The following is a 25,958-nucleotide window of genomic DNA, read 5'->3' as shown; positions in this document are numbered from 1 at the left end:
GTTCTTGCGACCTTCTTCCCGATCAATCCCCGAACATCTTCTGCTTGAGTTCCCGGCGCTGCTGCGCTTCGAGCGACAGCGTGGCCGTCGGGCGGGCGAGCAGGCGGCCCACGCCGATGGGTTCGCCGGTTTCGTCGCAGTAGCCGTAGTCGCCGGCGTCGATGCGCTGGATCGACTGCTCGATCTTCTTGAGCAGCTTGCGCTCGCGGTCGCGGGTGCGCAGCTCGAGGGCGTGTTCTTCCTCGATGGTGGCGCGGTCGGCCGGGTCGGGCACGACCACGGTGTCTTCACGCAGGTGCTCGGTGGTCTCGCCGGCGTTCTCGAGGATGCCGCGCTTGAGTTCTTCGAGCTTCAGGCGGAAGAACGCCATCTGCTTTTCGTTCATGTACTCGTCGTCGGGCATGGCGATGACTTCGGCATCGCTCAGCTCGTTGGCGGTCTTGGTCTTCCAGTTGTTGACCAGCTTCGGGTCCTTCTTCACGGCCAGGGGCGGCGGCGGCACCAGCGCATTGGAGGGTGCCTGCGAGAAGCTGGACTTGGCAGCGGTCGATGCCACCGATTGCGGCATCGAGGGAACGGTCAGTTGCGACAGCCGGGACACGCGGCCACCACGCGCTGCGGGTGCGGGCGTGGCGGTTTGAGCGGGAATCGAGGGTGTCGCCGGGGCGGAAGTGGAGGCGGCAGCCGTTTTTTTCATGGGGATCGGGGAAGCAGAAGGAACGGCAGCAGGGCGGCCGACGGGTTTGGATGACGATGGACCCGCGCCTGCGTTCTTGGTTGCGGCAGTTGCAGGCTTGGCGGATTTCTTGGCAGCGGTCTCGGCCTTGGCCGGTGCTGCCGCGGTCTTTTTGGGCGGCGCGCTTTTCTCTTTCGCCGTGGGGCCCGGCACTGCGGCGGAAACCTTTTTTGCCGCAGGTGCAGCCTGCTTCGCAGCCGCCACCTTCTTTGCGGCGGGCTTGGTTGCTGGCGTGGCCTTGGCGGCGGGTTTCTTCACGGTGACTGGCTCCTTGATCGAACTGGAACGCGCTTTCACTGGGTGTCTCCTCCCATGGGAGCCGGTTGCGGCTTTCAGGCCGCGCGGGCTCCACGTTGTCGGGGTGCTCGCCAACGGCGAACCCCGGGGTTATACCCCCGAAAGCCCACCAGAAACGTGCGGCGCCCCGTGCCGGAAGTCACATCCTGTCCGCTTGGACGGGGTATGGCTGCCGGAACAGGCGCGCGATTGTATAGAGAACTCGAAAGCGCGGGCGATGTGTCCGGGTGCCGGCCGCGTCCATTAGCATCGCGCGGCGTCACTGGAGAGGGTGACGCAAGCCCGCCATTGCCCTTTTGGCGGTGCGGGCCATCCGATCATTCGACAAAAGAAAGCAAGCCTTGAGCAAGAAAGCAGCAGTATTGGGCGTCCTGGCCGCAGCCATCGCGGTGGCCTACGGGGGCAGCACCTGGTGGGCCGGGTCGCAGGTCAAGTCGCGTTACGACACCGCATTCGACGAACTTCCGAAGCAGACCGCGCTGGTGCGCGTGGTCGAGCGCAACTACGACCGCGGCTTCCTCGGCGCCGTGAGCACGGTGACGCTCGAGATCGGCTGCGCGCCCGACGCCACCGCCGCCGCGCAGAAACCCGCGGCCGGGGAGGAAGCCGACAAGGACGCGGATGAAGAGCCGGAAGAAGAAGCCGACGCCGCGCCCGCCAAGCCGCTGCGCTTCACCATCCGCGACACCATCCACCACGGCCCGCTGGCCGGCGGTACCCTGGCAGCGGCCACCATCGACAGCGAACTGGTGCTCGACGCCAAGACCCAGGCCGATGCGAAGAAGCTGTTCGGCGAGGCCAAGCCGCTCTCCGCCCACACCAAGGTCGCCTTCAGCGGCGCCTTCACCAGCGACCTGACGGTGGCGCCCGCCAAGCTCGCCGAAGAAGGCAAGGGCCACCCGAGTTCGACACCAACCGCGCTAAGTGCTTGATTTGTATGGGCCAAGACTCTCGGCTGCCACTACAGCAGGCTCAATTGGGTGTCTTGCTGGGGTTTTTTGATCTTCAGTGCGGCCAGCACATCGGTCTGGCGTTGGACGATGGAAGAGACGCCCGCAATGGGCGCGGCATTGTTGATGCTCACACGGTGGCGCTGAATTCGCCGCAAGTCCGCCAGGGCAGCCTCCGGTGACAAATCGCTGCCACTCATCTTCAGGCGCTGGCGCATCACGCGGTACAGGATCAGGGCCAGCATGCAAATGCTCGCATGCGCCTTGATGCGCTCGGGCAGGCGGTGGAACACCGGCGCAATCTCGATCTCCGACTTCAGCACCCGAAATCCCCGTTCGATGTCTGCCAGTGCCTTGTAGCGCTGCACCACCTCTTTGGGTGTCAAGTCCGCCACGTTGGTCACCAGCAGCAGCTTGCCATCCATCGCCTGGGCGCGGGCCAGAGCTGCCTGGTCGATGTCATACGTGAACAGATCGGCATGCAAATCGACCTTGATGATGCGCTTGAGGTGCGCCTCGCTCACCTCATGGAAGAAGCGTGCCGTCACACCCGCATCAGACAGCTTTCTACCCCGGTGTGCCTTGCCTGCATCTTGCGAATCGAGCTTGCCCACCAGCTGGTCGGCGCGCTGGCGCAATTGGTCAATGCGCGCCTGACGACTGGCAGTCTGCTCGGCCGCCTGCTGCGGGTTATGGGCCGCCACCAGACGAAGACCCTGCCATTGCGCCTCATCGATAGTCTCTTCTGTCGTTTCTTGCTCTGATGCGCGGGCTCGGGCTCGGGCGTTGATCGGCTCCAGTATGTCTGCGAACTCGCCATAGCGCCGCCCCGGCACTGCCAGGATGAACTCCAGCGCTTGATCGGTTGATCCGCTGGCCCCACCCGACAAGCGCAACTCGGACAAGGCCTCTATGTTGTCCAGCGAAAGCAGCCCACGGTCAGCCACCACCACCAGGCGGCGGATGTGCGGGTAACGCGCCATCACCTTCTTCAAGGTCGGCTCCAACGTCGGTGCCTCGGCTGTGTTGCCCGCAAACACCTCGTGATAGATAGGCATGCCGTCGGCTGTTTGCACCACGCCGAGCATGAATTGGCGCACCACCATGCCTTCCTTGGACATCCCATAGCGGCGCACGTCACCCTCTTGCTGGCTCAGTCCTTGGGCGCGGATGGTGGTCAGGTCGTAGAACACCACCGACAGATCCTCATCAATCAGCGGGCGCAAAAGGCCCGCCACGCATTCATCCACCGCGTCCTGGTGGTCCATGAGCGCATCCATGCTGCGCAGCAGTTGCTGGTGGGTGAGTGCCTCTGCATCGATACCCGGCATGCTGACGGTTTGCAGCCAGCGCAGCACCCGAGCTTGGAGTCGGGGTCGCACAGCCGGTTAAAGACCATCACCCGCAGGGCATGCTCGATGGGGTTGGTAAAGCGTGCGCGGCGAAAGACAGCAGCCAAGCCATCGAAACCCAACTCGTGCCAGAGTTGATCCAGCGCCCAGACATCGCCCAGGGCCAGTGCGGATTCAAAACGCACCTGGGGAACGGATGTCTCACTCAGTGAGCGACCCTTGGCGCGAAGCAGACCGCCCAGCAGTGAGTCGACTTGTCCATCTGTTTCGTCCACCCGCCCGATGGTGGCCAGCGTGCGCTGGCGGGGTTTGCCGTGTTCGTCTCGGAAGGACTCCACCAACTGGGCGTAGGTGTGGCCGCCTGAGCGGGTGAGCTTGATGAACATAGAAGAAGTGTAGCAAAAAAATACGGGCAATTGCCAACACATCAGCAATAAAACATTGCCACTACATAAAAATCAAAACGCCTCAGCTAAGTGCTTGATTCATATGGCACCGGTCCGCGAAAACATCGGAAAACGGCGGTTTGGTGTCGAACTCGGGGGGCCAGATGACATGGCAGGGCGCGCAGCTGCGCATGGACGTGAACGCCGCGCGCACCCAGGTGCGCTACGACCTGACGATGCCCGGCTTCGACCTCAACGACACCCGCACCGGCCTGACCATGAAGATGGGCAAGCTCACGGCCAAGGCCGACATGGACAGCAGCGCCGGCTGGTTCCTGGCCACTGGCAAGACCGAAGGCCGCCTCGACACGCTGGAATTCGCCGCCCCCAAGGGCCTGGGCGCGAGCGCGGGCGACGACGACACGCCGCGCAAGCCGCTGCCGACCGTGCTGCTGCAGGGCATCGACCTGGTGGGCGGTGCCAGCATCAAGGACGGCCTCTACGCGTCCGAAGGCACCCTCAAGGGCGCCGGCAAGATCGGCGCCACCAAGATCGACAAGTTCGAGCTGACCAGCGGCGCCCGCCGCATCCATGCCGCCGGCTACAAGAAGCTGGCCGACGCCTGGATCCAGTCCAGCGCCGCCAACGGCTGCGGCAAGGGCGGCAGCAAGGCCTCCCAGGCCGCCATGAGCGCCCTGGCCGACCAGCTCGCGCCGGACCTCAAGGCCATGGCCAAGTACGGCCCCGAAGCCGGCATCGACAAGATGCTGGTCGAGATCGACGGCAAGCGCGCCGAACTCAGCTACTCGGTCAGCATGGCCGGCGTGACCGACGAAGACCTGCAGTCGCCCGGCACCGCGCTGCTGCTCAAGCGCGGCGTGCTCAAGGCCAATGCACGCCTGCCGATGCAATGGCTCGAGAAACTGGCCGAAACCGGCGCCGAGAGCGGCCAGACGCCCCCGCCCGAAACGGTGGCGCTGCTGGTCACCCAAGGCGAGCAGAGCGGCTTCGTGAAGCGCGACGGCGACGACGTGACCGCTCAGGTCGAGTTCAGCGACGGCAACCTGAAGGTCAACGGCAAGCCGCTGGGCGGGCTGGGCAAGTAGCAGGGTATGTCTCCCTCCCCCGCTGGGGGAGGGCGGGGTGGGGGCACGACGGCCTCCCGAAAAGCATGGCGCCTGTTCGCAGGCCTGCCCCCATCCCGACCTTCCCCCAGCGGGGGAAAGAGCAAGTCAGGGACTCAGACCAGGCACTGCTCCAGGCCCTGCTCCAGAATTTCGCGCGGCAGCTCGATGCCGATGAACACCATGCGGCTCTGGCGCGCTTCGTCCTTGCCCCATTCCGGGCCCAGGTCGCTGCCCATGAGCTGGTGCACGCCCTGGAAGATCACCTTGCGCTCGGTGCCCTTCATGTTCAGCACGCCCTTGTAGCGCAGCATGCGCGGGCCGTAGATGTTGACGATCGCGCCCAGGAAGTCTTCCAGCTTGGCCGGGTCGAAGGCGCGGTCGGCCTTGTAGACGAAGCTCTTGACGTCGTCGTCCGTGTGGTGATGGTGGCCGTGGCCGCCTTCGTGCTTGTGCGAGGGGTGGTCGCAGTGCTCGCCATGCGCGTGGTCATGGTCGTGATGGTCGTGGTCGTCTTCCTTGAGGAAGTCGGGGTCGATGTCCAGCTTGGCGTTCAGGTTGAAGCCGCGCAGGTCGAAGATGTCTTTCAGCGGCACGTCGCCGAAATGCGCCTTCTGCTGCGGCGCGCGCGGGTTCATGTGCTTCAGGCGGTGAATCAGCGCCTCGGTCTCCTCGGCCGACACCAGCTCGCTCTTGCTGATGAAGATCTGGTCGGCAAAGCCCACCTGGCGGCGCGCTTCCTGGCGGTCGTTGAGCTGCTGCGGCGCGTGCTTGGCGTCCACCAGCGTGAGGATCGAGTCGAGCAGGTAGCTCTCTGCGATCTCGTCGTCCATGAAGAAGGTCTGCGCCACCGGGCCCGGGTCGGCAAGACCCGTGGTCTCGATCACCACGCGGTCGAAGTCCAGCAGGCCCTGGCGCTTCTTGGCGGCCAGCAGTTGCAGCGCCTCGCGCAGGTCTTCGCGGATGGTGCAGCAGACGCAGCCGTTGCTCATCTGCACGATCTGCTCCTTCGACTCCGTGACAAGGATGTCGCTGTCGATGTTCTCCTCGCCGAACTCGTTCTCGATGACCGCGATCTTCTGGCCGTGGGCCTCGGTCAGGATGCGCTTGAGCAGCGTGGTTTTGCCCGAGCCGAGAAAGCCGGTGAGGATGGTCGCGGGAATGAGGGCCATGTGGGGAGTGCTCCGGAAGCGGAAAACAGGAAAAAAGGGGCGAAAAAAGACTTGGCCGGCAGTTTAGCCAATGCCACTGAGTTGCGTTGCCGGCAGGGTCAAGCCGGTTTCCGGACCACCACCAGGCCCTTCAGGTACTCCCCTTCCGGGAACTCGATGGTCATCGGGTGGTCGGGCGCCGCGCCCAGCCGCTCGGCGATGTAGCCGTCCACGCCGGCGTCGATCCCGGCCGAGGCCACGATCTTGTGGAACAGGTCGGCGCTGATGCCGCCCGAGCACGAGAAAGTGAGCAGCACCCCGCCCGGCTCCAGCAGCTTGAGCGCGAGGCGGTTGATGTCCTTGTAGGCCCGCGCCGCGCGCTCGGCATGCGCCGCCGTGGGCGCGAACTTGGGCGGATCGAGCACGATGGCGTCGAAGGTGCGCCCCTGGTCGATGAACTCGCGCAGCACCGTGTTCACGTTGGCGTCGAGGAATTCGGCCTCTATGCCCTGCCCCTCGAAGCCGTTCAGCGCCAGGTGGCCGCGCGCGCGCTCCAGCGCCGGCAGCGACGAATCGACCGACACCAGTTGCGCGCCCTGCAGCGCGTTGGCGGCCTTCAGACCCGCGAGCGCCGCGACCGTGAAGCCGCCCGTGTAGCAGAAGCAATTCAGCACGCGCCGGAAGCGCCGGTGCTGCGCCAGCTCGGCAAAGCGCTGGCGGCTGTCGCGTTGGTCGAGGTAGAAGCCGGTCTTGTGACCGGTCGCGATGTCGAGCGACAGCTTCCAGCCGTGCTCGCGAATGACGATTTCGGTCGGCCCGTCGCCACGCAGCCAGCCGGTGACGGGCTTCAGGCCCTCGCGCTCGCGGCCGCTCGCGTCGGAGCGCTCGTAGAGCTTGGCGAGGCCCGTGGCCTTGAGCAGCGCGTCGGCCAGCACGTCTTTCCAGCGCTCGACACCGGCCGAAAGAAACTGCGCCACCAGCGTGTCGCCATAGCGGTCGACGATCAGCCCCGGCAGGCCGTCGGCCTCGCCGTGCACCACTCGCACGCCGTCGCTCTGCAGGTCGAACAGGCCGCGCGCGGCCACCGCGCGGGCGCACACCGATGCGAGGAACGCAGCATCGATGCGCTGCGTTTCGACAAAACTCCAGGCCCGTGCCCGGATCTTCGAGGCCGGGCTGAAGGCGGCCCATGCCAGGAAAGCCCCGTCGTGCGACTCGACGCGCACCGTTTCGCCGGAGTCGGCACCGCCGCGCGCGATGGCGGATTCGAAGACCCAGGGGTGGCGGCGCTGCATCGAGCGCTCTTTGCCGGGTTTGAGGCGAAGGGTTTTCATTGTTGGTTGCTTGCTTTACTTATTTGTCGTTCTCTGGCTTGGCCTTCGCACGCGGATGCGCCGCGTCGTACACCTTGGCCAGGTGCTGGAAATCCAGCCGCGTATAGACCTGCGTGGTCGAGATGCTGGCGTGGCCCAGCAGCTCCTGCACCGCGCGCAGGTCGCTGCTGGACTGCAGCACATGGCTCGCGAAGGAGTGCCGCAGCATGTGCGGATGCACCGGCGCCGCGAGGCCGGCCTTGAGGCTGCGCTCGCGCAGCAGCTTCCACACCGCCTGCGACGACATCCGCACGCCCTTGGCGCTGATGAAGAGCGCGGCCGCCGCCCGCGGGTCGCGCAGGTGCGAGGTGGCCAGCGCGGCGCAGTCGCCGCGCACCGCGAGCCAGTCGCGCACCGCCTCGGACGCCTTGCTGCCCATCGGCACGATGCGGCGCTTGCTGCCCTTGCCGAGCACGTTGGCGTCGCCCGCGTCGAGGTCGACCCAGCCCCGCGCGCTGCTGCTCGCCTGGGCGTCGAGCCCCGTGAGCTCGCTCACGCGCAGGCCGCAGCCGTAGAGCATTTCGACGATGGCGCTGTCGCGCGCCTCGGTCCAGGGGTCGGCCTCGGGGTCGTAGAGCTCGGCCAGGCGCACCGCGTCGTCCACGCCCAGCGCCTTGGGCAAGGGCTTGCCGGCCTTGGGCGCATGCACGTCCTGCACCGGGTTGAAGCCGACCAGCCCTTCATGGCCCAGCCAGCGATAGAAGCTGCGCCAGCACGACAGCACCAGCGCAATGCCGCGCGGCTCGCGCCCGGCGGCGTGCAGCTGCGCCATCCAGCGGCGGATGTGGGCGGTCTGCACATGGTCCAGCGACAGCTTCGCCTCGGCGGCATGGTCGGTCAGCGACTTCAGGTGAAAAGCGTAAAGCTCGACCGTGCGCGCCGCGAGCCGGCGCTCGACGCGCACATGCTCGAGGTATTTTTCGACCCAGCCGGAGGCTGCGGAAACGGCCGGCGTCGCGGGCCCGGAAGGCTCAGAAGAGGAAGCCACGGAAGACATTGTTCACGATGGCCGCCGGCTCGCGCAACGCGCCCTTCGAAAACGGCCCCAGCGCGTTCCAGCAGGAGGTGGGCGCCGCCGCGTACTGCACGTCGAAGCGGCGGTCGAAGCCGCTCATCTTCACCAGGCGCTCGATGCGCCACATGTGGAACGGCTCCGACACGATGACCACGCTGCGCACGCCGGCCGCTTCCAGCAGCGGGCGCGACAGCGAAAGATTCAGCCGGGTGGAAGTGGAAGCCTGCTCCAGCAGCATCGGCCCGGCGTAGCCATCGGCCTGGGCGCGCTCGCGCATCGCGATGGCTTCGGTGCGGCCGTCTTCGGAATCCACGCCGCCCGAGAAGGCGAGCTGCTTCACGAGGCCGGTTTTGGCCATTGCCACCGCCGTGTCGACCCGCCCCGACAGGCAGGGGTGCGGCTTGCCGTCCAGATAGGCGCGGCTGCCGAGCACCAGGGCGGCATCGGCCGCATGCTGCGGCGGGTTCGCCAGCAACGCTTCGGCATGCCGCCAGATGAATGCGCCGATGGCCGCGTAGGCCAGCACACCGGCCAGCAGCCCACCGAACAGCAGGACCTGCCAGGGCCGCCGCAGCCAGCGCGGGCGGCTCAAGGACGCAGCCGCGACAGCCCGCCCGACGCCAGCTCGGCGATGCGCTCGAGGAAGTCGGTGCCCATCTCGGCGTTGAAGCGCTGCGCGTCGGGCGACGCCAGCACCAGCATGCCGAAGGCCGGCGACTCGGCGTCGGGGCGCAGCGGAATCAGCGCGATCGACATGGCCGACTGCGGCTCCGGCAGCCAGCTCGCCGCCTCGAAGCCCGAGTTCAGGCCGCAGTACGGCGAGGTCAGCGAGGTGGCCAGCGCCTTCACGTCGTCGCTCACCCACTGGGCATAGGCCTCGTTGAGGTATTCGCTGCTGCAGTCCCACACCTTGATGGCCGTCTGCGGCACCAGGAACAGCGACTGCAGGTCGACCGCGATGCGGTACGGCAGGCTGCGCGGGTCGCGCGTGGTCAAAAGGCCGCTGGTCCAGCGCTGCAGGCGGTCTGCGATGACGACGTTCTCGGTGCCGTGGCGCACCATGTCCATCAGGCGATGCTCCAGCGCCTTGATTTTTTCGCGCAGCATCTCGGCCTGGCGCTCCTGCAGGCTCACGGCGCGGCTGCCGTGCGGGCTGGTGAGCTGCACCTGCGCCAGCAGCTGGGCATGGCGCTCGAAGAAGTCGGGCGTGTTCGCCAGGTAGTTGGCGATGTCGTCTTCGGTGATCGGGTTCATGGCGTTGTTGGCGTCGTTGTTGTTCGTGAAAGCGGTCATGGCAGATCCACCGTGTCGGGTACTTCGATGTCGCCCTCGAACACCGTGGTGGCCGGCCCGGTCATCAGCACCGGCTGGCCCTCGCCCTGCCATTCGATCGTGAGGACGCCGCCGTGCGTCTGCACGTCGACCCGGCGCTCCAGCAGCCCCAGGCGAATGCCCGCCACCACCGCCGCGCAGGCGCCGGTGCCGCAGGCCAGCGTTTCGCCGGCGCCGCGCTCGAACACGCGCAGCTTGATGTGCGTGCGGTCGACAACCTGCATGAAGCCCGCGTTCACCCGCTGCGGAAAACGCGGGTGGTGCTCGATCTGCGGGCCCTGCTCGGCCACGGGGGCGGTATCGACGTTGTCGACCACCTGCACCGCGTGCGGGTTGCCCATCGACAGCACCGCTACCGAAACGATAGCGCTGCCGGCGCGCGTGCCGAGCGCGAGGTGCCATTTCTGCCACGCCCCCTCGGGCTGCGGATCGAGCCCGGCGGTGTCGAAGGGCACGCGCTCGGTCTCGAAGACCGGGGCGCCCATGTCGACGGTCACGCGGCCGTCGGCGCCCATGCGCGGCGCGATCACGCCGGCCAGCGTCTGCACGCGCACTTCGGTCTTGTCGGTCAGCTTGTGTTCGCTGACAAAGCGCATGAAGCAGCGCGCGCCGTTGCCGCACTGCTCCACTTCGCCGCCGTCGGCGTTGTGGATCACGTATTGGAAATCGACCCCCTCGGCCGGCGAAGGCCGCACGGTGAGGATCTGGTCGGCGCCGACGCCGAAATGGCGGTCGGCCAGAAAGCGGTATTGCGCGGCGCTGAGGCCCAGCGTGCCGCGCGTTTCGTCCAGCACGACGAAATCGTTGCCGGCTCCCTGCATCTTGGTAAAGCGGATTCGCATTGCAGGATTATCGCCACCGGCACCGCCCCTGACGACCGCGGGCCCATCCGCCGGTCGCCAGGGGCGATGTGCCGGCAGCCTCAGAGGCCCAGCAGCGCGCGGCCTTCGTCGGCCAGCAGGTCGTGCGTCTCGGGGTGCGCGCGCATGTAGGCGGCGAACACGGGGCACTGGGGAACGACGCGCAGGCCCCGCTCGCGCGCCGAGGCCAGGCCCGCGAGCACGAGTTGCCTGGCGACGCCCTGCCCTTGCAGCGCCTCGGGCACCAGGGTGTGGACGAAAGTGATGACATCGCCCGCCAGGGTGTAGATCGCGACCGCGCGTTCGCCTTGCGATGCGAACTCGAAACGGTGCTTCGACGGATTGTCCTGGACGCCGGAGGAAGGAAGCGTGGTCATGAAGATTGGAGCGATCAGGCCTGGATGAACGCCAGCAGGTCGGCATTGACCTGATCGGCGTGGGTGTTGCAGGTGGCGTGCGGCGCACCGGCATAGACCTTGAGCTGGCTGCCCTTGATCATTTCTGCCGCGAGCTTGCCGGTGGCCTCGAAGGGCACGACCTGGTCGTCGTCGCCGTGGATCACGAGCGTGGGCACGTCGATCTTCGCCATGTCGGGGCGGAAGTCGGTTTCCGAGAACGCGGTCACGCAGTCGATGGTGGCCTTGATCGAGGCCTGCAGCGCAATCTGCAGCGTCTGCTTGAAGACGCCCTGCGACACCTTGGCACCGGGGCGGTTGGTGCCGTAGAAGACCGTGCTGAAGTCGTCGAGAAACTGCGGACGATCGGCCGCCAGCCCGGCGCGGATGCCTGCGAACAGCGAGGCGTCGGGGCCCACGGGGTGGTCGGCCGTCTTCATGAACAGCGGCGTCACGGCGCTGATGAGCGCCAGCCTGGCCACGCGCGCACTGCCCTTGCGCGCGATGTAGCGCGTCACGTCGCCGCCGCCCATCGAGAAGCCCGCAAGGATCACGTCCTTGAGGTCGAGCTTCTCGATCAGCTCGGAAATGTCGTCGGCGAAGGTGTCGTAGTCGTAGCCTGTCCACGGCTGGCTCGAACGGCCGAAGCCGCGGCGGTCGAATGCGATGGTGCGGTAGCCGCGCTCGGCGAAGAACAGCATCTGGGCGTCCCACATGTCGGCGCTGAGCGGCCAACCGTGGCTGAAGAGAATGGGCTGACCCGAGCCCCAGTCCTTGTAATAGAGCTCGGTGCCGTCGCGCAGTGTGAGTGTGGTCATGGTTTTTCCAGTGGAGTGAATGAACGAAGGAAGGAACGAAGGGAAATCAGATCGCAAGAAAGTGATGCACCTCGGGCTTGCCCGGCCCGATGTGAAAGCGCAGCGCTTCGCCCTGCAGGTCGGCGTCGGCCTGCGACACCCGGTGGTGCTGGCGCAGATGCTCCGCCCACGATTCGACGAGGAACCACTCGATCACCCGCTCCCCGTCGACCGTGTGCTCGTGCAGGCCCCAAGCGTAGGCGCCGTCGCGGCGGCGTTCAAGAGACAGGCGCTTCATCGCCTGCAGGAAGGCCGGGCGGTCGTCCTTGCGGATGCGGTACTCGATCTGGATCATCACCGGCCCGCGGTCGTGCGCCACCGGTTCGGCGAGCAGCGGCTCGGGCCAGTGGTTCGATGCCTGCAGGTCGGCCTCGCCGGCCGGCAGCCGCACCCGGTGAAACACCAGCCCGACCACAACAAGCCCCACGGCTCCCGCCACCAGCGTGGCCGGCACGCCGATCTGCTGCGCCACCAGGCCCCAGCCCAGGCTGCCGGCCGCCATCGCGCCGTTGAACACCGTGAGGTACACCGCCAGCCCGCGTCCGCGCACCCAGTTCGGCAGGATCGACTGGGCTACGCCGTTGAGCGTGGTCAGCGCAATGATCCAGCCCAGGCCCAGCACCAACAGCAGCAGCACCGCCAGCCACTTCGGCGGCGCGAAGACCAGGCTGCCCATGACGGCGGCCGTGAGCAACGCGGCCAGCAGCAGCATGCCGTCGGCGTCGAGCCGGGCGCGCAGGCGCGGCATCACCAGCGCGCCGCCGATGGCGCCCGCACCCACCGCGCCGAGCAGCACGCCGTAGAAGCCCGCGCTGCCGCCCAGCATCTGGCGCGCCACCAGCGGCAGCAGCGCCCACACCGAACTGGCGAACAGGAAGAACACCGCCGCGCGCAGCAGCACCACATGCAGCTCCTTGCTGGCACGCGTGTAGCGCAGGCCGGCGCGGAAGGCACCGAGGAAGTTTTCCGACAGCCCGCTGTCCGCCGGCGCCGGGCGCTTCCACCACAGCAGCGCCGCGATCACGAACACATAGCTCAGCACGTCGACGCCGTAGGTGGCCGCCGCGCCGAAGCTCGCAAGGATCAGCCCGCCCGCCGCCGGCCCGATGGAACGCGCAATGTTGATGCCCAGCGAGTTCAGCGCCACCGCGCCCTTCAGGTCGGCACGCGGCACCAGCTCCGGCACGATGGACTGCCAGGTCGGCCCCATCAGCGCCGCGCCGATGCCGCCCACGAAAGTCAGCGCGATCAGGTATTCGACCGTGAGCGCACCGGTGTGCGAGAGCACCAGCAGCGTGCCGCTCACCGCCGCCAGCACCAGTTGCACGAAGATGAGGAAGCGCCGCCGGTCGAGGATGTCCGACAGCACGCCCGCCGGAATGGCGAGCAGGAACACCGGCAGCGTGGCCGCCGTCTGGATCAGCGCCACCGCCGTCGGGCTGGCCGACAGGTCGGTCACCAGCCAGGAGCTGGCCACGTCGCGCATGAAGCTGCCGACATTGCCCAGCACGGTGGCGGCCCAGAGCACCGCGAACACCGGCTGGCGCAGCGGCGCGAAGGCACCGCGCGTGGATTGTTCAGACATGGGCGCGCTCCTTCAGGTCATGCCAGGCGACCAGCAGGAAACCGCCGACCAGCCCCAGGTGCTCGAAGAAGGAGTTGGCCGCCATGAAGCGCTCCTGCCCGACGGGCATCTGCCAGAAGCGCAGCGCCACGAAGGTCGCCATCAGCGTGAAGCCGGCGAGCGCCAGCGCGCCGAGCCAGCGCAGCCGGCCCGTGAGGATCAGCGCCGAGGCGCCCAGCTCCAGCACGATGACCGCCACGGCCAGCGGGCCGGCCGGCGACATGCCGAAGTGGTTCATCTCGGCCAGGGCCGCGTCGAAGTCCATCGCCTTGTTCAGGCCGCCCTGCAGGTAGGCCGCGCACAGCAGCAGCAAGGCGATCCAGCGCAGTGCGGGTGTGGTTGTCCAGCGCATCGTCATCCTCACACCGCCCAGCAGGCGCAGCCGAGGGCGCCCCAGAAGCTCTTCAGGTCGCCAACGGGCAGCTTGCTGCTCCAGGCCGTGGCGTGGCTGTGACCGTGCACGTTGCAGTTGTTGGCGCAGCCGCAGGACGCAGCAGCGTTGCGCATCACCTTCTGCAGCGGCGCGCCTTCCTTCTTGTCGGCCCAGCCGGCATAGCCGCCGAAGGTGCGCGCGGGCGACCAGTCGGGCATGGCAGGAGGCACCGAGCCCTCGTCGTGCGAGGCGAAGGCGCCGGCGCCGTAGACCACCTTGCCGCCCACCATCGTGAGCAGCGCCGTGGTGTCGGCAATGTCCGATTCGGGGCAGGCGAAGAAGTCGCGGTCGGGCACCACGAGGTCGGCGAGCTGGCCGGCCTGGATGCGGCCCTTCTTGCCCTCCTCGTTCGAGAACCAGGTGACGTTCTCGGTCCACATGCGCAGCGCCTGTTCGCGGTCGAGCAGGTTGCGCTGCGGCGTGATCTGCAGGCCGCCCACCGTCTTGCCCGTGACCAGCCACGACAGCGACACCCATGGGTTGTACGAGGCCACCCGCGTCGCGTCGGTGCCGGCCGAGACCTTCAGGCCGTGCTCCAGCATGCGCTTGACCGGCGGCGTGGCCTCGGCCGCGGCGGCGCCGTAGCGCTCCACGAAGTATTCGCCCTGGTAGGCCATGCGGTGCTGCACGGCCACGCCGCCGCCCAGCGCGGCGATGCGGTCCATCGACTTCTCGGTAATGGTCTCGGCATGGTCGAAGAACCAGTTCAGGCCGGCCAGCGGCGTATCTTTGTTGACCTTCTCGAACACGTCGAGCGAACGGCTGATGGTCTCGTCGTAGGTGGCATGCATGCGCCAGGGCCAGCGGTTCTGCGCCAGGATGCGCACCACGCCCTCCAGGTCGCCTTCCATCTCGGGCGCCATCTCGGGGCGCGGCTGGCGGAAGTCCTCGAAGTCGGCGGCGGAAAACACCAGCATCTCGCCGGCGCCGTTGTGGCGGAAGTAGTCGTCGCCCTGCTTGTACTTGGAGTTGGCGGTCCAGTTGAGGAAGTCTTCCTTTTCCTGCTTGGGCTTCTGCGTGAACAGGTTGTAGGCCAGGCGGATGGTGAGCTGGCCGTCGTCGGCGAGCTTCTGGATCACTTCGTAGTCGTCGGGGTAGTTCTGGTTGCCGCCGCCCGCGTCGATGGCGCCGGTCACGCCCAGGCGGTTGAGCTCGCGCATGAAGTGGCGCGTGGAATTGAGCTGGTAGTCGAAGGGCAGCTTCGGGCCCTTGGCCAGCGTGGCGTAGAGGATGGCTGCGTTGGGCTTGGCCAGCAGCAGGCCCGTGGGGTTGCCGGCGCTGTCGCGCACGATCTCGCCGCCGGGAGGCGCGGGCGTGTCCTTGGTGTAGCCCACGGCGCGCAGCGCGGCGCCGTTGAGCAGCGCGCGGTCGTACAGGTGCAGGATGAACACCGGCGTGTCGGGCGCCACCGCGTTCAGTTCCTCGATGGTCGGCAGGCGCTTTTCCGCGAACTGGTGCTCGGTGAAGCCGCCCACCACGCGCACCCACTGCGGCGCGGGAGTGATGGCCACCTGCCGCTTGAGCATGCCCATGGCGTCGGCCAGGCTGCGCACGCCGTCCCAGCGCAGCTCCAGGTTGAAGTTGAGCCCGCCGCGGATGATGTGCAGGTGGTTGTCGATCAGCCCCGGCAGCACGCGCTTGCCCTGCAGGTCGATCACGCGGGTGGCGCCGCCGGCCAGCGGCAGCACGTCTTCGGCGCGGCCCACGCGGGTGAAGCGGCCGTCCTTGATGGCCACGGCGTCGGCCACCGGGTTGGCGCGGTCCAGCGTGGTGAAGCGACCGTTGTGCAGGATCAGGTCTGGGGTTGCGGTGTTGGTGGTCATGGTGTCGGAGAAAGAGGCGACCGCGAGGCCGGGGGCTGCGAGGGTGGCGCCGAGCGCTCCGAGGAGGCGCCGGCGGCTGGAGTCTGCGGACGGGTTCATGCGTCGCGCCTGCCGGAAGACGGGGCTTCGGCGGTGTTCGCCGGCGTGGGCTGCGCGCACTTCGGCAGCTCGCCGAACACATGCGGCTTCACCTGGTGGTGCAGCCACGAGGTGGCCACCGCGTCGGGCTTGATCACGCTCTTGATGAGCGGCGGGATCTGCTCGCCGAGCAGGATCCCCAGAAGCCCCACCAGGGCGATGACCGGCGGCGCCGGCGAGCGCACCTGGAAGAGTGCGTAGATCACGCCGACCAGGAGGCCGAGCGCGAGCGACAGGACATAGGGCTTCATCTGGTTCACCCCGGCTTTCAGCCTTCGTGCGCGCCGAACATGGTCTTGGCGTAGGTCACGCCCAGGCCGTAGGCGCCGCCCACCTTCTTCGCGATGCCGGTGGTCAGCTCGTAGGTTTCGCCGCGGGCCCAGTCGCGCTGCAGCTCGAGCAGGTATTGCAGCGAGGTCATCGGCTGCGCGCCGGCCTGCACCATGCGCTCCATCGCGCGGTTGTGCGCCTCGGCCGAGACGTCACCGCAGGCGTCGGCGATCACGTACACCTCGAAGCCCTGGTCCAGGGCCGACAGCGCCGGGCCGACGATGCACACGCTGGTCCACAAGCCAGCCAGCACGATGCGCGGCTTGCCGATCTGGTTCACGCGATCGATCACGGCGGCGTCTTCCCAGGTGTTCATCGAGGTGCGATCGAGCATTTTCTGGCCCGGAAAGGCGTCGGTGATCTCGCTGAACATCGGGCCCGAGAAGCTTTTTTCAGCCACCGTCGTGAGGATGGTCGACACGCCGAAACCGGCCGCCGCCTGCGCCACCAGCGCGGCGTTGTTGCGCAGGTTCACGGCGTCGATGGAGTGCGTGGCAAAGGCCATCTGCGACTGGAAGTCGATCATCACCAGCGTGTGGTCGGTGGGCGTGAGCAGCTTGGCGCCGGCGGTGGGGGTGGCTTTGATGGACATGAGAAAAGCTCCTGGGGTTGAGTTGACGTTCGATTGAATTCACAATTGCGTTCGGAGGGAATCTCCTTGGCACGGACTGAATCATCGGGTTCTCTCCCACCGTCATCGACGAAACTTTTCACCCTCAATCATCGAATTTTTCGATCATTCATTTTTCGACAAGGACCGACGCGTGCTCAAACTCAGCCTGGAAGCCATCGAGGTCGTCGACGCCATCGCGCGCCACGGCTCCTTCGCCGCCGCCGCCACGCGCCTGAACAAGGTGCCCTCCACCATCTCGTATGCCGTGGGCAAGCTCGAGGAACAGCTCGGCATGCTGCTGTTCGAGCGCAACGGGCCGCGCGTCACGCTCACGCCCGCCGGGGAAGAAATGCTCAAGGAAGGCCGCTGGCTGCTCGGCGCCGCGAGCGACCTCGAATCGCGCATGCGGCAGATCGCCACCGGATATGAATCGGAACTGCGCCTGGTGCACGACTCGCTCATTCCCACGCAGGCGCTCATCGACGACATCCGCGCCTTCGAAGACCTGCGCTGCGGCACACGGCTGCGCATCGGCTGCGAGGCGCTCACCGGCAGCTGGGAGGCGCTGCGCGAAGGGCGTGCCGACATCGTCATCGCCGCCGGCGACGGCCCGGCCGGCGGCGGTTACCAAGCCGTGACCGTGGGCAGCCTCGACTTCGCGTTCTGCGTGGCGCCCTCGCACCCGCTCACGCGGCTGGGCCGGCCGCTGCAGCGCGGCGACTTGCTGGAATGCAACGCCATCGTGGTGGGCGACAGCGCGCGCACGCTGTCGGAGCGCACCGTCGGCCTGCTGGCCGGCCAGCCGCGCATCACCGTGCCGTCGATGCCCGCGAAGATCGCCTGCCAGGTGGCGGGCCTGGGCCACGGCTTCCTGCCGCGCGCCTGCATCCTGGGCGAGCTGAAGCGCGGCACGCTGGTCGAGCTGCCCACCGAGGAACCGCGCCCGCCCGAGGCCTTCTGGCTCGCCTGGAAAACCGGCGCGCAGGGGCAGGCGCTGCGCTGGTGGCGCGAGCGCATGAACCGCACGCTGGTGCCGGCGCTGCTGCCGCGCTCGGCCGGCTGACAGCGAGCAGGAGCGTCAGCCCTGGGCCGCTACAGCACCTTGACCGCGCGGCCGATGAACTGGATCGGCCCGGTCGGCCGGTCGATGGGCGAGCCGTTCTCGGGCTCCAGCGTGAGCTCGAACAGCTGGTTCGGCTCCAGCGGCGGCAGCTTGTCGATGGGAATGCGCAGCGTCTGGCCCTGCTTGACCAGCCCCAGCGACACCGGGCCGCGCCACTGATCGGCCTTGGTCCAGAACTGCAGCGTCTTCTGCGGCGGCACCTCGATCGTGCCCAGCGGCACCAGGCTCAGCTGGCGGGACGACGTGGTCTGGATCACCCAGCCCGGCGATTTGTCCTGCGGAGCGACCAGCACCACCATGTACTGCGGCGTGGGCGGCGGCCGGGTGACGAGCACCGCCACCATCAGCGCCGCGGCTGCAAAGCCGCCGGCAGCCAGGCCGCGCCAGAGCTGCAGGTTGTTCCACCAGTTCGCGAAGCCCGATGCGCGCGCCGGCTCGGCCTTCCTGGCATTCGGTGAGGCAGCAGCAGCACTGCCCAGCGTACGCTCGATGCGCGACCACAGCGCGGGCGATGGATCGGCTGGCGCCGCGAGCGAAGCCAGCGGCAGCAGCCGCGCCTCCCATGCCTGCACCGCATCGCGCAGCGCGGGCTCGTCGCGCATGCGGGCCTCCACAGCCGCGCGTGCATCGGCCGACAGCGTGCCCAGCACGTACTCGCCGGCCAGCGCGTCGATGTCTTCGAAACTGGAAGAAGCCGCGCCGCCGCTCATGCCATGCACTCCCGCAGCGCGCGCATGCCGCGCTGGATCCAGGCCTTGACCGTGCCCAGCGGCGTCTGCAGCCGCTCGGCGATCTCGCCATGCGAGCAGCCTTCCACATACGCATAGAGGATGCAGTCGCGCCGCGCCGGCTCCAGGCCGCCCAGGCAGCCTTCGAGCCTGCCGAGGTCGGCGCGCAGCTCGAACGGGTCGGCGGCGGAGGCATACGCCGCGAGCGCGGCCTGGTCGTCGATGGCCTCGGCCGCGTCTTCGCTCACGTCGACCTGGCGCGCGCCGCTGCGCACCATGTTCAGCGCGGCATTGCGCACCACGCTGTAGATCCAGCCGCGGCCTTCGCCGCGCGCCGGATTGAAGGTTTCCGCGCGCTGCCAGATGCTGATGAAGGCGTCGTGCAGCACGTCTTCGGCCTGCTGGCGCTGGCGCACGATGCGCAGCGCCACGCCCATCAGGTAGCGGCTTTCGCGCTGGTAGAGCTGTTGCAGGGCCTGACGGTCGCCGCGTGCGCAGGCCATGAGGGCGGCGTCGTAGTCGAAGGGCGAGGTGGGTGGCGGGTTCTGCACGGCCCGATGGTAGTGGAGCCGGCGGCCCCGCCGCCGAATCGCCCCCCGATCAGGACGCCTTCCAGAAGATGTAGTCGGCCTGGTACTGCACCACCTGCTTCTGGCCCTTGGTGGCCGAAGTGCAAGGCACGGTGGCCGGCGCCACGCCGCCTTGCAGCGCCACGCGCTGGATGTACGTCACGCCCGTCATCGCGCCGCTGCCCGTGGCCGGGTTGGCCTTCACGAGTTGGAACGGCAGGCTGGTCGGGCCCGAGGGCGCGACCGCCAGCTGCGTGGCCGTGAGCTTGGAGCCGTCGTTCGATTCCCAGGTGGCCGGCGGGCCGTAGTACTTGCCGACCTGCTTGCCGCCGCGGTCCCACAGCTTGGCGTCGGGGCCGATGAACACCCACTCGGTCTGGCCCGGGGCATTGGCCTTGTCGCGGCATTCATAAGTGATGTCGCCCTTGCCCACGGTTTCCATCGCGACCTTGTGGCCGGCCGGCACCTGGATGGTGGGCGGCAGGCTGGACTGATTGAAGGCGGGGGTCATCGACATCGAGCCGCAGGCGGTGAGCACCGCAGCAGCGGCACTGACGGCGCCGAGAACGGCGAGCGAACGGGCGGGACGGGAGGTGTGCATGGAAATTCTCCTGGGGTTGTAGAAGGTCAGCAGCTCCTCGCTGCTGAGGGGTCTACACGCCAGGGGCGGGTTTGGATGCAGTAGGTGTGAAATTTTTTTGAGAGGGGGTAGCGGGCATTGCAACGAATGCGCGCCGGTTCGTGAAATACGAACGGGCGTTTGACAATGGACAACAGTGTTTTCTCTTTCGGCCACGTACACCCCTCGGGTCATCAACTCTGGGTGTATTGAATGGATCGAAAGATTCTTGTGGTCGGCGACCCGCCGGCCGCTGGCGGACGGGTACTGCCATACGAGGGCCCCATGTTCGACTTCTTTGGTCATCGCGCCGCATTGATCGGCGGCAGGGCCTATTGCGAGGGATGCAACAGCGTTGGCATCATCGCCAAGACAGGAGGACCACGGCGCCCGCAGTTCATATCGGAGATAGCGCTGGAGGGAGACGTGGTGGTGTGTCACTGCCCGATGCCGCAGCCATTGCTGTCAGTGCTGCAGCAATCAGCAGTTTGCGACGATGACGCCGCGCATGCAACTGGCGTGTACCCGCTGGCTTCGACAACGAACATGATCTCGAGTCCCGAGATGGCGGCCTTCAAGAAAACGGTGGACGAGAACGTCACACATCCACCCGAGGCCGAACAAACCGAGAACATTTGCCCAAACATGACGAACAAGGAGTTCGCCGTCCTGGCAATGAAACTGCGCGACATGGCGATCGACTACATCACGAAAAAACGGCTGCCCGAACTTGAGCGCTGGGACAAAAAGGCGCAAGCACGTGTGGAGGCATGGTTCGCCATTGCCGACCAAGATACGCGTGAATATCTGCAGAAAGGGTTGGCCGCATGCGTTCGCGTTCTCAGGGGTCTGGAGCCAAAGAACTTTGTCCGTTTCATTGAAGGTGGAAAGCTGGCGACCTGCGTCATGGGGAGCGCACTGGGCACCGATGGCGCAGCCTGCAAATCGGACATCGCCACGCACACCATCGCAATCGCTCTCCCCTTCTGCGGCTACAGGGATCACAAGTTCAACTTCGACACCGGCGAATCCACCAACGGCCCCTCGCGGCTCATCGTCTTGATCCACGAAGTCACGCACTTCGACGACACCTTCAGCGCGAACGACAACTGGTACGGAGTAGTTGATTCAAAACGAAATGTGAGAAGCGAGAACCACGCTGCTCTTCTGGCAAATGCGGACAGCATCACCGCCTACATCCTTGGAATCGCATGAAAAGCAACAAACCAACCCTGTCCGCCTTGATCGCAATCCTCGCGATGCTGGCAGCTCCGTCTTCCGATGCATGCTCCCCGATCAAGGTCATAGGGGTGTATTTCGAGCGTGACTCTTCAGTAGTTCCCGCATCACAAGTTTCCAGGCTGGCGAACTGGGTGATCGATCTTCGCCACCGGTATCCGAACCATCAAGCCTTCTATGTCAGTGCTTCCACCGAGCCCGGCGAGCAAGCTCCCAATCACCTGGGATTGGATCGTGCACACAATATTGCTCGCGTCCTTCAGAAAAATCTGCAGATCGCGCCAGCAAAGATCGAGCTCCCGGAACGAAGCTACGTCGAAGCGCCTGTCTCCGCGTATCTGAAACAGCTGGAGAAGAGTCAAGGCGTCAGAGTGGATCTCAGTTTTTTACCGGCTTGCCCGCATGAATGCCCTTGCCAGATGGGTGACCCTCTCTACGAACCGAGGGCTCCCAAGCAATGAAGGGCCGGCTCCTAGCCCTCACTTGGGCCATCACGCCCGCATGGGCATTCGCATGTTCGTTTGCCGGCCTCGAACACGACGTGCAGTTCACCGCAGCAAGCATGCATCTCGACTCGAAGCAGGTCCTGCCGCTGAGGAATTGGTTTGTCGAGCAGCAGAACCCGAAAAGGGCGACCGGCGGCATCTACCGCGCAGACATCTTTGCCAGAGCCATCAAGGACGATCCCGTTTCGTTGGAGAAGGCGAATCTACGGCTCGCCGAGATCGTCAATCTGTTGAGAGCCTCGAGCAACACTGCCTCGCTTGAAGTGCAGGGGCACATCGATGAGTTCGAAAGCAAGGACATACAGCACCCAGAGCGCCTGGATGTCCTGAATGCAACTGTTCAACCCGCCTGCGCCAAGACGCTCTCATGTTGCAAGTGGATTGACGGTCTCGTAGCACAACCCAAGGAGTAGAAAGCCGATGAACTGGCAAATCATCTGGGCTCTAGCGACAGCCTTCGCTGCGGGAGAGGCAACGGCATGCAGCTATATCGTGCAAACTCAGCTTGGCTTTGATCGCGACTCGGCTGATCTGAGTCGGCCGCAGATCTTCAAACTCTCCGAATGGCTGAGCCGTTCCTACATAGCCTTTCCACAGTACAAGGGCGCATCAGTGGAAACCGGCGCTTCTGGTGCCGTAACCAGCAAGACGAAGGCACTAGCGAAAAAGCGTGCAGCCAACACAGCGCGAGCGCTGCGCATGTTGTTGCAAACCGACCTTCCGATCACGACTGTCGCTCGTGGATATCGGTTGCCCGTTAACGGCCTCGGCGACAGCAATGACTTCGCTTCGCTCCAGCTCTATCCAGACGTCGAGGGACTGAAGTTGCCTGATTGCAATCCGGTTCCGATTTCTGGCTCGAAGCCTTAACGCGATCTGCAATACATGATGAAGAACCAGAAGCCGTACGTTGTGCTCGGAGGCCTGCTGGCGTCTGTCGCGATGTCGAGCCCACAGGCAGTGCTAGCCTGCGGGCCCGCCAAAGTGATCGGCGTGTACTTCGACCGCGACTCCGCGACACAAATGTCGAGGCTGGCCGATTGGATGGCCGACCTGCGCGCGAAATATCCGAACCACGAGTCCATCGACATCAGTGCCTCCGCCGAACCTGGCGAGCACTCTCCCCAAAGCCTGACGATGGAACGGGCGCGCAACGTTGCGCGGGTTCTTCGGGAAGACCTGCGCTTCGATGGAGCGAAGATTTATCTGCCGGCCCAGGGCTATGTGAAAAAGCCCGCGTCCGCGTACCTCAGGCAGTTGGAAAAAAGCCAGGGCGTTAGGGCCGTGCAACTCGAGTTTCTTCCTGCCTGCCCTCATGAATGCTCCTGTGGGTCGAGCCCCACTCCCTCCGAACCGAAGGCTCCAGCGCAATGAAAGCCCGCCAATTCATTGCCCTCGCATGCAACTCTTGTTCCGGCATGTCTCGCTGGTGGCTACCGCTGAACATGTTGGTCTGGACCTTGACGATGCCCTTGCTCAGCCTTGGTCTGCGCTACTTGGATCAGCAGCGAATCCTGACAATGTCCGGCGCAGTCGTGGCGACTGGGGCGATCGCGTTGCTGCTCTGGGCGGTCTTCATGTATGTGAAGTGCGTTCCAGCTGCGTCCGGTCTCTCACGTCGCATTGGATATTTCGTGGCCTTCTTCACCATGATGACTCTGCTGGGCGCCCTGGGCCTTTGGCTGACTTTCTGGGCCATCGTCGCGGTTTACGGACTGTGAACACGGCTGGTGCGCCTGGTCGATCACTGAGCTTCGACATCACCGGCGAGCCGCGCGACTACGCACCTGCACCACCAACGCCAGCACAGCAAACCCCAACATCACCCCCACCCCCGCGTAGAGCATCCCCAACTCCGTCCCAGGCCCGATCGCCGCAGTCAGCACCGCCAACCCACAAGCCCCGCCCACCTGCAGCGAACTGTTCAGCAGCCCCGCCGCCAGCCCCTGCTCTTCGTCGGCCACGCCGCTCGTGCCGGCCACCATCAGCGCCGAGATGCTCAGCGCAAACCCCACGCCCCACAGCACCGAAGCCGGCAGCAGCACGCCCCACAGGTCGGGCTCGGGCCCGATGCCGAACATCAGCAGATAGCAGGGCACGAAGGCCGCCAGCCCGGCCAGCAGAACGCGCCTCACGCCGAAGCGGCTGATCAGCGCGCCGATCTTCGGGCCGACGACCACCACCATCAGCCCCGCCGGCAGCAGCACCAGCGCCATCTGCCACGGCTTCCATCCCTGGATGTTCTGCAGGTACAGCGCAATCAAGAACTGAAAGCCCGCCGCGCCGCCATACAGCAGCGCCGCGCTGATGTTGGCCGCCACCAGCCCCCGGTTGCGGAAGATGCCCAGGCGCACCAGCGGCTCTTTCACGCTGCGCTCGATGGCCACGAAGCCCGCCAGCAACGCCACCGCCACCACGAACCCGCCCACCGTGCGCAGCGATGCCCAGCCTGCCTCCTCCGCCGACACCACGGTGAACACCAGCAGCAGCATGCCGGCCAGCAGCGTGACGGCGCCGCCCACATCCAGGCGCGTTCGCTCGGCGCGCGGCGCGTCGGGCGGTAGGTAGCGCAGCGCGGCCAGCAACAGCAGCACCGCCACCGGAATCGGCAGCACGAAGATGTAGCGCCAGTCCAGCGCCGCCAACAGCCCGCCGATGAGCAGGCCCGACGAGTAGCCCGATGCCTCGAACAGATTGAAGATGCCAAAGGCCTTGTTGCGCGCCGGCCCTTCGGCAAAGGTGGTGGTCAGCAGCGACATCGCGGCCGGCCCGGTGAAGCCCGCGGCCATGCCTTTGACAAAACGCGAAACGATCAGCAGCCCCGCGTCGGTGGCAAACGCGCCGCCCACCGACACCAGCGCAAACACCGCCAGCCCCGCCACCAGCACGCGCCTGCGGCCGAACAAGTCGGCGCATCGCCCACCCAGCAGCAGAAAGCCGCCGAATGCCAGGATGTACGCGCTGACCAGCCACTGCGCCGTGGCCGCGCCCATGCCGAACTCCTGCTGTATCTGCGGGATTGCCACCACGATCATCGAGATGTCGAGCCCATCGAGCAGAATCACGCCGCTGAAGATCAGCAGCGCGATCCACATGCGCGCGGGCCAGTGCAGGGGGTCGGTGCCCTGCGTGGCGGCAGGGCCCTCGTCGTCATTACCGCCCCGGTGCGGGTTGCAGGGGTCCAAGCTGGCAGAAGACATTCAATTGCTCCAATCGATCCGTGGTTTCTTGATTGGCTCGATCGTCCCGCGCCGCACTCGCGTTGGGAAACCAGTAGTTCTCAACGAACCATCAAATGGAACTTGAAGATCGATGGCATCCACGACGCCAATGACGAACAACAACACCACCAACCGCATGCTCCCCGGCACGCGCGCCCTGCGCACCTTCGAGGCCGCCGCGCGGCACCTGAACTTCACGCGCGCGGCCGACGAGGTGGGGCTCACGCCCGCGGCCGTGAGCTACCAGATCAAGGAACTGGAAGACCAGCTGGGCGTGGTGCTCTTCACGCGCACCAGCCGCAGCATCCAGCTCACGCCCGCCGGCGCCGTGATGTTCGAGGCCACCGCCGACGCACTCGACACCCTGCACCGCGCCGCCGGCCGCGCGCGCAGGCTCACGCGCAACGCGGCGCACCTGCGCGTGTCATTGAGCGCGCGCTTTGCCACCAACTGGCTGCTGCCGAGGCTGCCGAAGTTCAGGGCCGCCAACCCGGGGCTGGAGCTGAGCTTCGACATCAGCGACGAGCTGCGCGACTTCGAGGCCGACGACATCGACGTTGCCATCCGCTTCGGCACCGGGCGGTACGAGGGCGCGCGCGCCGACCGGCTCTTCGAGCTGGACATCGTGCCCGTGTGCAGCCCCCGGCTCATCGAGACCGGGCCGCCGCTGAACGAGCCGCGCGACCTTGTGCGCCACAACCACACGCTCTGCTATGTCGACTGGAAGACCGACACCATGACCTGGCCCAACTGGCGCATGTGGATGGCCGCGGCCGGCGTGGATGACGACTTCGACGACAGCCGGTGCGTGGCGTTTTCCGATTCGGGCTACGTGGTGCAGGCCGTGCTCGAAGGCGGCGCGGTGGGGCTGGCCGACCTGGACATGATCGAGGCCGACCTGAAGCAGGGGCGGCTGGTGAGGCTGTTCGACGTGGGCGTGAGCATGGCGCCGACGTATGCGTATCACCTGGTGTATCCGCAGGGGTACGGGGAGGACGCGCGGGTTGTGGCGTTCAGGGAGTGGATGCTGGGGGAGATAAGCGGTCATGTTGCAGAGCCGCTAGGCAGCTCAGCCGCCTGACGATCCTGGCTGACTCGAAATTTCGATTCGGTTAACGCGCCAGCCCATGTTCGAAATAAACGCCTGCTAGGCTGGCGGCAAAA

Annotated in this window: 28 protein-coding genes and 1 pseudogene; 10 read left to right on the top strand and 19 right to left on the bottom strand. The window is 66.4% G+C overall.

Annotated elements, in window-relative coordinates; all coding sequences use genetic code 11:
* Positions 1-22: 22 nt before the first annotated feature.
* Positions 23-940 carry an RNA polymerase-binding protein DksA gene (gene dksA, locus L3V85_RS07240; RefSeq protein WP_414080225.1) on the bottom strand — a complete coding sequence of 306 codons (918 nt, stop codon included), beginning with the start codon at positions 938-940 and terminating at the stop codon, positions 23-25.
* Between the two features lie 434 nt (positions 941-1,374).
* Between dksA and L3V85_RS07235 the strand changes: the two genes are divergently transcribed.
* Positions 1,375-1,965: a DUF945 family protein gene (locus tag L3V85_RS07235; RefSeq protein WP_237678696.1), complete on the top strand. Its 591-nt coding sequence runs from the start codon at positions 1,375-1,377 to the stop codon at positions 1,963-1,965.
* Between the two features lie 29 nt (positions 1,966-1,994).
* Here the strand turns inward: L3V85_RS07235 and L3V85_RS07230 are convergent.
* Positions 1,995-3,721 (bottom strand): annotated as a pseudogene (locus L3V85_RS07230) (IS1634 family transposase).
* A gap of 143 nt (positions 3,722-3,864) precedes the next feature.
* On the opposite strand from L3V85_RS07230, the gene L3V85_RS07225 reads away from it, so the two are divergent.
* Complete coding sequence (locus tag L3V85_RS07225) at positions 3,865-4,827, top strand: DUF945 family protein (RefSeq protein WP_272934808.1); 963 nt, start codon at positions 3,865-3,867, stop codon at positions 4,825-4,827.
* A 134-nt stretch (positions 4,828-4,961) separates the two neighbouring features.
* Here the strand turns inward: L3V85_RS07225 and L3V85_RS07220 are convergent, their stop codons facing one another.
* The 13 genes from L3V85_RS07220 to L3V85_RS07160 all read right to left on the bottom strand — a co-directional run bounded on the left by L3V85_RS07220 (position 4,962) and on the right by L3V85_RS07160 (position 16,768).
* The gene (locus tag L3V85_RS07220; protein ID WP_081271346.1) at positions 4,962-6,017 is read right to left on the bottom strand and encodes a CobW family GTP-binding protein; all 1,056 of its coding nucleotides are present in this window, start codon (positions 6,015-6,017) and stop codon (positions 4,962-4,964) included.
* A 98-nt stretch (positions 6,018-6,115) separates the two neighbouring features.
* On the bottom strand, positions 6,116-7,330 hold the full coding sequence (locus L3V85_RS07215) for a class I SAM-dependent rRNA methyltransferase (RefSeq protein ID WP_237678694.1): 1,215 nt from the start codon (positions 7,328-7,330) through the stop codon (positions 6,116-6,118).
* Between the two features lie 19 nt (positions 7,331-7,349).
* Positions 7,350-8,366 (bottom strand): tyrosine recombinase XerC, encoded by a 1,017-nt coding sequence (locus L3V85_RS07210; RefSeq protein WP_414080194.1) that lies wholly within the window; start codon positions 8,364-8,366, stop codon positions 7,350-7,352.
* Positions 8,341-8,976, bottom strand: a complete 636-nt coding sequence (locus tag L3V85_RS07205) for a YdcF family protein (RefSeq protein ID WP_237678692.1) — start codon at positions 8,974-8,976, stop codon at positions 8,341-8,343. Before L3V85_RS07205 ends, L3V85_RS07210 begins: the two co-directional genes overlap by 26 nt.
* A complete protein-coding gene (locus tag L3V85_RS07200; protein WP_237678691.1) occupies positions 8,973-9,677 on the bottom strand; it encodes a DUF484 family protein in 705 nt (234 codons plus the stop codon). Before L3V85_RS07200 ends, L3V85_RS07205 begins: the two co-directional genes overlap by 4 nt.
* The gene (gene dapF / locus L3V85_RS07195; protein ID WP_237678690.1) at positions 9,674-10,558 is read right to left on the bottom strand and encodes a diaminopimelate epimerase; all 885 of its coding nucleotides are present in this window, start codon (positions 10,556-10,558) and stop codon (positions 9,674-9,676) included. The genes L3V85_RS07200 and dapF overlap by 4 nt, the downstream gene beginning before the upstream one ends.
* 80 nt (positions 10,559-10,638) lie before the next feature.
* The gene (locus L3V85_RS07190) at positions 10,639-10,953 is read right to left on the bottom strand and encodes a GNAT family N-acetyltransferase (protein WP_237678689.1); all 315 of its coding nucleotides are present in this window, start codon (positions 10,951-10,953) and stop codon (positions 10,639-10,641) included.
* A 14-nt stretch (positions 10,954-10,967) separates the two neighbouring features.
* On the bottom strand, positions 10,968-11,789 hold the full coding sequence (locus tag L3V85_RS07185) for an alpha/beta fold hydrolase (RefSeq protein ID WP_237678688.1): 822 nt from the start codon (positions 11,787-11,789) through the stop codon (positions 10,968-10,970).
* 46 nt (positions 11,790-11,835) lie between these two features.
* Positions 11,836-13,413 (bottom strand): MFS transporter, encoded by a 1,578-nt coding sequence (locus L3V85_RS07180; protein WP_237678687.1) that lies wholly within the window; start codon positions 13,411-13,413, stop codon positions 11,836-11,838.
* Positions 13,406-13,804, bottom strand: coding sequence for a DoxX family protein (locus L3V85_RS07175; protein ID WP_237678686.1), 399 nt, complete (start codon positions 13,802-13,804; stop codon positions 13,406-13,408). The genes L3V85_RS07180 and L3V85_RS07175 overlap by 8 nt, the downstream gene beginning before the upstream one ends.
* 8 nt (positions 13,805-13,812) lie before the next feature.
* Positions 13,813-15,708, bottom strand: coding sequence for an amidohydrolase (locus tag L3V85_RS07170; RefSeq protein ID WP_237680516.1), 1,896 nt, complete (start codon positions 15,706-15,708; stop codon positions 13,813-13,815).
* A 95-nt stretch (positions 15,709-15,803) separates the two neighbouring features.
* Positions 15,804-16,097: a DUF1427 family protein gene (locus L3V85_RS07165; RefSeq protein WP_237678685.1), complete on the bottom strand. Its 294-nt coding sequence runs from the start codon at positions 16,095-16,097 to the stop codon at positions 15,804-15,806.
* Positions 16,098-16,114: 17 nt separating this feature from the next.
* On the bottom strand, positions 16,115-16,768 hold the full coding sequence (locus L3V85_RS07160; RefSeq protein WP_237678684.1) for a hydrolase: 654 nt from the start codon (positions 16,766-16,768) through the stop codon (positions 16,115-16,117).
* Positions 16,769-16,940: 172 nt separating this feature from the next.
* Between L3V85_RS07160 and L3V85_RS07155 the strand changes: the two genes are divergently transcribed.
* A complete protein-coding gene (locus L3V85_RS07155) occupies positions 16,941-17,852 on the top strand; it encodes a LysR family transcriptional regulator (protein ID WP_237678683.1) in 912 nt (303 codons plus the stop codon).
* A 29-nt stretch (positions 17,853-17,881) separates the two neighbouring features.
* On the opposite strand, the gene L3V85_RS07150 is transcribed toward L3V85_RS07155, so the two are convergent.
* The 3 genes from L3V85_RS07150 to L3V85_RS07140 all read right to left on the bottom strand — a co-directional run bounded on the left by L3V85_RS07150 (position 17,882) and on the right by L3V85_RS07140 (position 19,810).
* Complete coding sequence (locus L3V85_RS07150; protein ID WP_237678682.1) at positions 17,882-18,622, bottom strand: anti-sigma factor; 741 nt, start codon at positions 18,620-18,622, stop codon at positions 17,882-17,884.
* Positions 18,619-19,143, bottom strand: coding sequence for a sigma-70 family RNA polymerase sigma factor (locus L3V85_RS07145; protein ID WP_237680515.1), 525 nt, complete (start codon positions 19,141-19,143; stop codon positions 18,619-18,621). Before L3V85_RS07145 ends, L3V85_RS07150 begins: the two co-directional genes overlap by 4 nt.
* Before the next feature lie 97 nt (positions 19,144-19,240).
* Positions 19,241-19,810 carry a DUF3455 domain-containing protein gene (locus L3V85_RS07140; protein WP_237678681.1) on the bottom strand — a complete coding sequence of 190 codons (570 nt, stop codon included), beginning with the start codon at positions 19,808-19,810 and terminating at the stop codon, positions 19,241-19,243.
* A 303-nt stretch (positions 19,811-20,113) separates the two neighbouring features.
* Between L3V85_RS07140 and L3V85_RS07135 the strand changes: the two genes are divergently transcribed.
* Genes L3V85_RS07135 through L3V85_RS07110 form a run of 6 tightly spaced genes read left to right on the top strand, consistent with a single transcriptional unit; the run spans position 20,114 to position 23,294 of the window.
* Complete coding sequence (locus L3V85_RS07135) at positions 20,114-21,043, top strand: hypothetical protein (protein ID WP_237678680.1); 930 nt, start codon at positions 20,114-20,116, stop codon at positions 21,041-21,043.
* Complete coding sequence (locus tag L3V85_RS07130; RefSeq protein ID WP_237678679.1) at positions 21,040-21,528, top strand: hypothetical protein; 489 nt, start codon at positions 21,040-21,042, stop codon at positions 21,526-21,528. The genes L3V85_RS07135 and L3V85_RS07130 overlap by 4 nt, the downstream gene beginning before the upstream one ends.
* The gene (locus L3V85_RS07125) at positions 21,525-21,986 is read left to right on the top strand and encodes a hypothetical protein (protein WP_237678678.1); all 462 of its coding nucleotides are present in this window, start codon (positions 21,525-21,527) and stop codon (positions 21,984-21,986) included. Before L3V85_RS07130 ends, L3V85_RS07125 begins: the two co-directional genes overlap by 4 nt.
* 7 nt (positions 21,987-21,993) lie before the next feature.
* Positions 21,994-22,443: a hypothetical protein gene (locus L3V85_RS07120; protein ID WP_237678677.1), complete on the top strand. Its 450-nt coding sequence runs from the start codon at positions 21,994-21,996 to the stop codon at positions 22,441-22,443.
* Between the two features lie 18 nt (positions 22,444-22,461).
* Positions 22,462-22,947 (top strand): hypothetical protein, encoded by a 486-nt coding sequence (locus L3V85_RS07115; protein WP_237678676.1) that lies wholly within the window; start codon positions 22,462-22,464, stop codon positions 22,945-22,947.
* Positions 22,944-23,294: a hypothetical protein gene (locus L3V85_RS07110; RefSeq protein WP_237678675.1), complete on the top strand. Its 351-nt coding sequence runs from the start codon at positions 22,944-22,946 to the stop codon at positions 23,292-23,294. Before L3V85_RS07115 ends, L3V85_RS07110 begins: the two co-directional genes overlap by 4 nt.
* Positions 23,295-23,333: 39 nt before the next feature.
* Here L3V85_RS07110 and L3V85_RS07105 read toward each other — a convergent pair whose 3' ends face one another.
* Positions 23,334-24,773: an MFS transporter gene (locus L3V85_RS07105; protein ID WP_237678674.1), complete on the bottom strand. Its 1,440-nt coding sequence runs from the start codon at positions 24,771-24,773 to the stop codon at positions 23,334-23,336.
* Positions 24,774-24,903: 130 nt separating this feature from the next.
* On the opposite strand from L3V85_RS07105, the gene L3V85_RS07100 reads away from it, so the two are divergent.
* On the top strand, positions 24,904-25,875 hold the full coding sequence (locus tag L3V85_RS07100) for a LysR substrate-binding domain-containing protein (RefSeq protein WP_237678673.1): 972 nt from the start codon (positions 24,904-24,906) through the stop codon (positions 25,873-25,875).
* The last annotated feature ends 83 nt before the right edge of the window (positions 25,876-25,958 follow it).

This window comes from Variovorax paradoxus (assembly GCF_022009635.1).
Taxonomy (GTDB): Bacteria; Pseudomonadota; Gammaproteobacteria; order Burkholderiales; family Burkholderiaceae_C; genus Variovorax.
This window is presented reverse-complemented; position numbering and strand designations above follow the sequence as displayed.

Excerpts from the sequence above, each read along its gene's own strand:
- L3V85_RS07160 (WP_237678684.1), bottom strand. The coding sequence starts at position 16,768 with ATGTCCATCAAAGCCACCCCCACCGCCGGCGCCAAGCTGCTCACGCCC.
- L3V85_RS07115 (WP_237678676.1), top strand. The coding sequence starts at position 22,462 with ATGAAGAACCAGAAGCCGTACGTTGTGCTCGGAGGCCTGCTGGCGTCT.
- L3V85_RS07100 (WP_237678673.1), top strand. The coding sequence starts at position 24,904 with ATGACGAACAACAACACCACCAACCGCATGCTCCCCGGCACGCGCGCC.
- L3V85_RS07120 (WP_237678677.1), top strand. The coding sequence starts at position 21,994 with ATGAACTGGCAAATCATCTGGGCTCTAGCGACAGCCTTCGCTGCGGGA.
- L3V85_RS07200 (WP_237678691.1), bottom strand. The coding sequence starts at position 9,677 with ATGACCGCTTTCACGAACAACAACGACGCCAACAACGCCATGAACCCG.
- L3V85_RS07180 (WP_237678687.1), bottom strand. The coding sequence starts at position 13,413 with ATGTCTGAACAATCCACGCGCGGTGCCTTCGCGCCGCTGCGCCAGCCG.
- L3V85_RS07210 (WP_414080194.1), bottom strand. The coding sequence starts at position 8,366 with ATGTCTTCCGTGGCTTCCTCTTCTGAGCCTTCCGGGCCCGCGACGCCG.
- L3V85_RS07220 (WP_081271346.1), bottom strand. The coding sequence starts at position 6,017 with ATGGCCCTCATTCCCGCGACCATCCTCACCGGCTTTCTCGGCTCGGGC.
- L3V85_RS07175 (WP_237678686.1), bottom strand. The coding sequence starts at position 13,804 with ATGCGCTGGACAACCACACCCGCACTGCGCTGGATCGCCTTGCTGCTG.
- L3V85_RS07185 (WP_237678688.1), bottom strand. The coding sequence starts at position 11,789 with ATGACCACACTCACACTGCGCGACGGCACCGAGCTCTATTACAAGGAC.
- L3V85_RS07130 (WP_237678679.1), top strand. The coding sequence starts at position 21,040 with ATGAAAAGCAACAAACCAACCCTGTCCGCCTTGATCGCAATCCTCGCG.
- L3V85_RS07190 (WP_237678689.1), bottom strand. The coding sequence starts at position 10,953 with ATGACCACGCTTCCTTCCTCCGGCGTCCAGGACAATCCGTCGAAGCAC.
- L3V85_RS07140 (WP_237678681.1), bottom strand. The coding sequence starts at position 19,810 with ATGCACACCTCCCGTCCCGCCCGTTCGCTCGCCGTTCTCGGCGCCGTC.
- dapF (WP_237678690.1), bottom strand. The coding sequence starts at position 10,558 with ATGCGAATCCGCTTTACCAAGATGCAGGGAGCCGGCAACGATTTCGTC.
- L3V85_RS07110 (WP_237678675.1), top strand. The coding sequence starts at position 22,944 with ATGAAAGCCCGCCAATTCATTGCCCTCGCATGCAACTCTTGTTCCGGC.
- L3V85_RS07165 (WP_237678685.1), bottom strand. The coding sequence starts at position 16,097 with ATGAAGCCCTATGTCCTGTCGCTCGCGCTCGGCCTCCTGGTCGGCGTG.
- L3V85_RS07105 (WP_237678674.1), bottom strand. The coding sequence starts at position 24,773 with ATGTCTTCTGCCAGCTTGGACCCCTGCAACCCGCACCGGGGCGGTAAT.
- L3V85_RS07215 (WP_237678694.1), bottom strand. The coding sequence starts at position 7,330 with ATGAAAACCCTTCGCCTCAAACCCGGCAAAGAGCGCTCGATGCAGCGC.
- L3V85_RS07150 (WP_237678682.1), bottom strand. The coding sequence starts at position 18,622 with ATGAGCGGCGGCGCGGCTTCTTCCAGTTTCGAAGACATCGACGCGCTG.
- L3V85_RS07135 (WP_237678680.1), top strand. The coding sequence starts at position 20,114 with ATGTTCGACTTCTTTGGTCATCGCGCCGCATTGATCGGCGGCAGGGCC.
- L3V85_RS07145 (WP_237680515.1), bottom strand. The coding sequence starts at position 19,143 with ATGGCCTGCGCACGCGGCGACCGTCAGGCCCTGCAACAGCTCTACCAG.
- L3V85_RS07125 (WP_237678678.1), top strand. The coding sequence starts at position 21,525 with ATGAAGGGCCGGCTCCTAGCCCTCACTTGGGCCATCACGCCCGCATGG.
- L3V85_RS07170 (WP_237680516.1), bottom strand. The coding sequence starts at position 15,708 with ATGACCACCAACACCGCAACCCCAGACCTGATCCTGCACAACGGTCGC.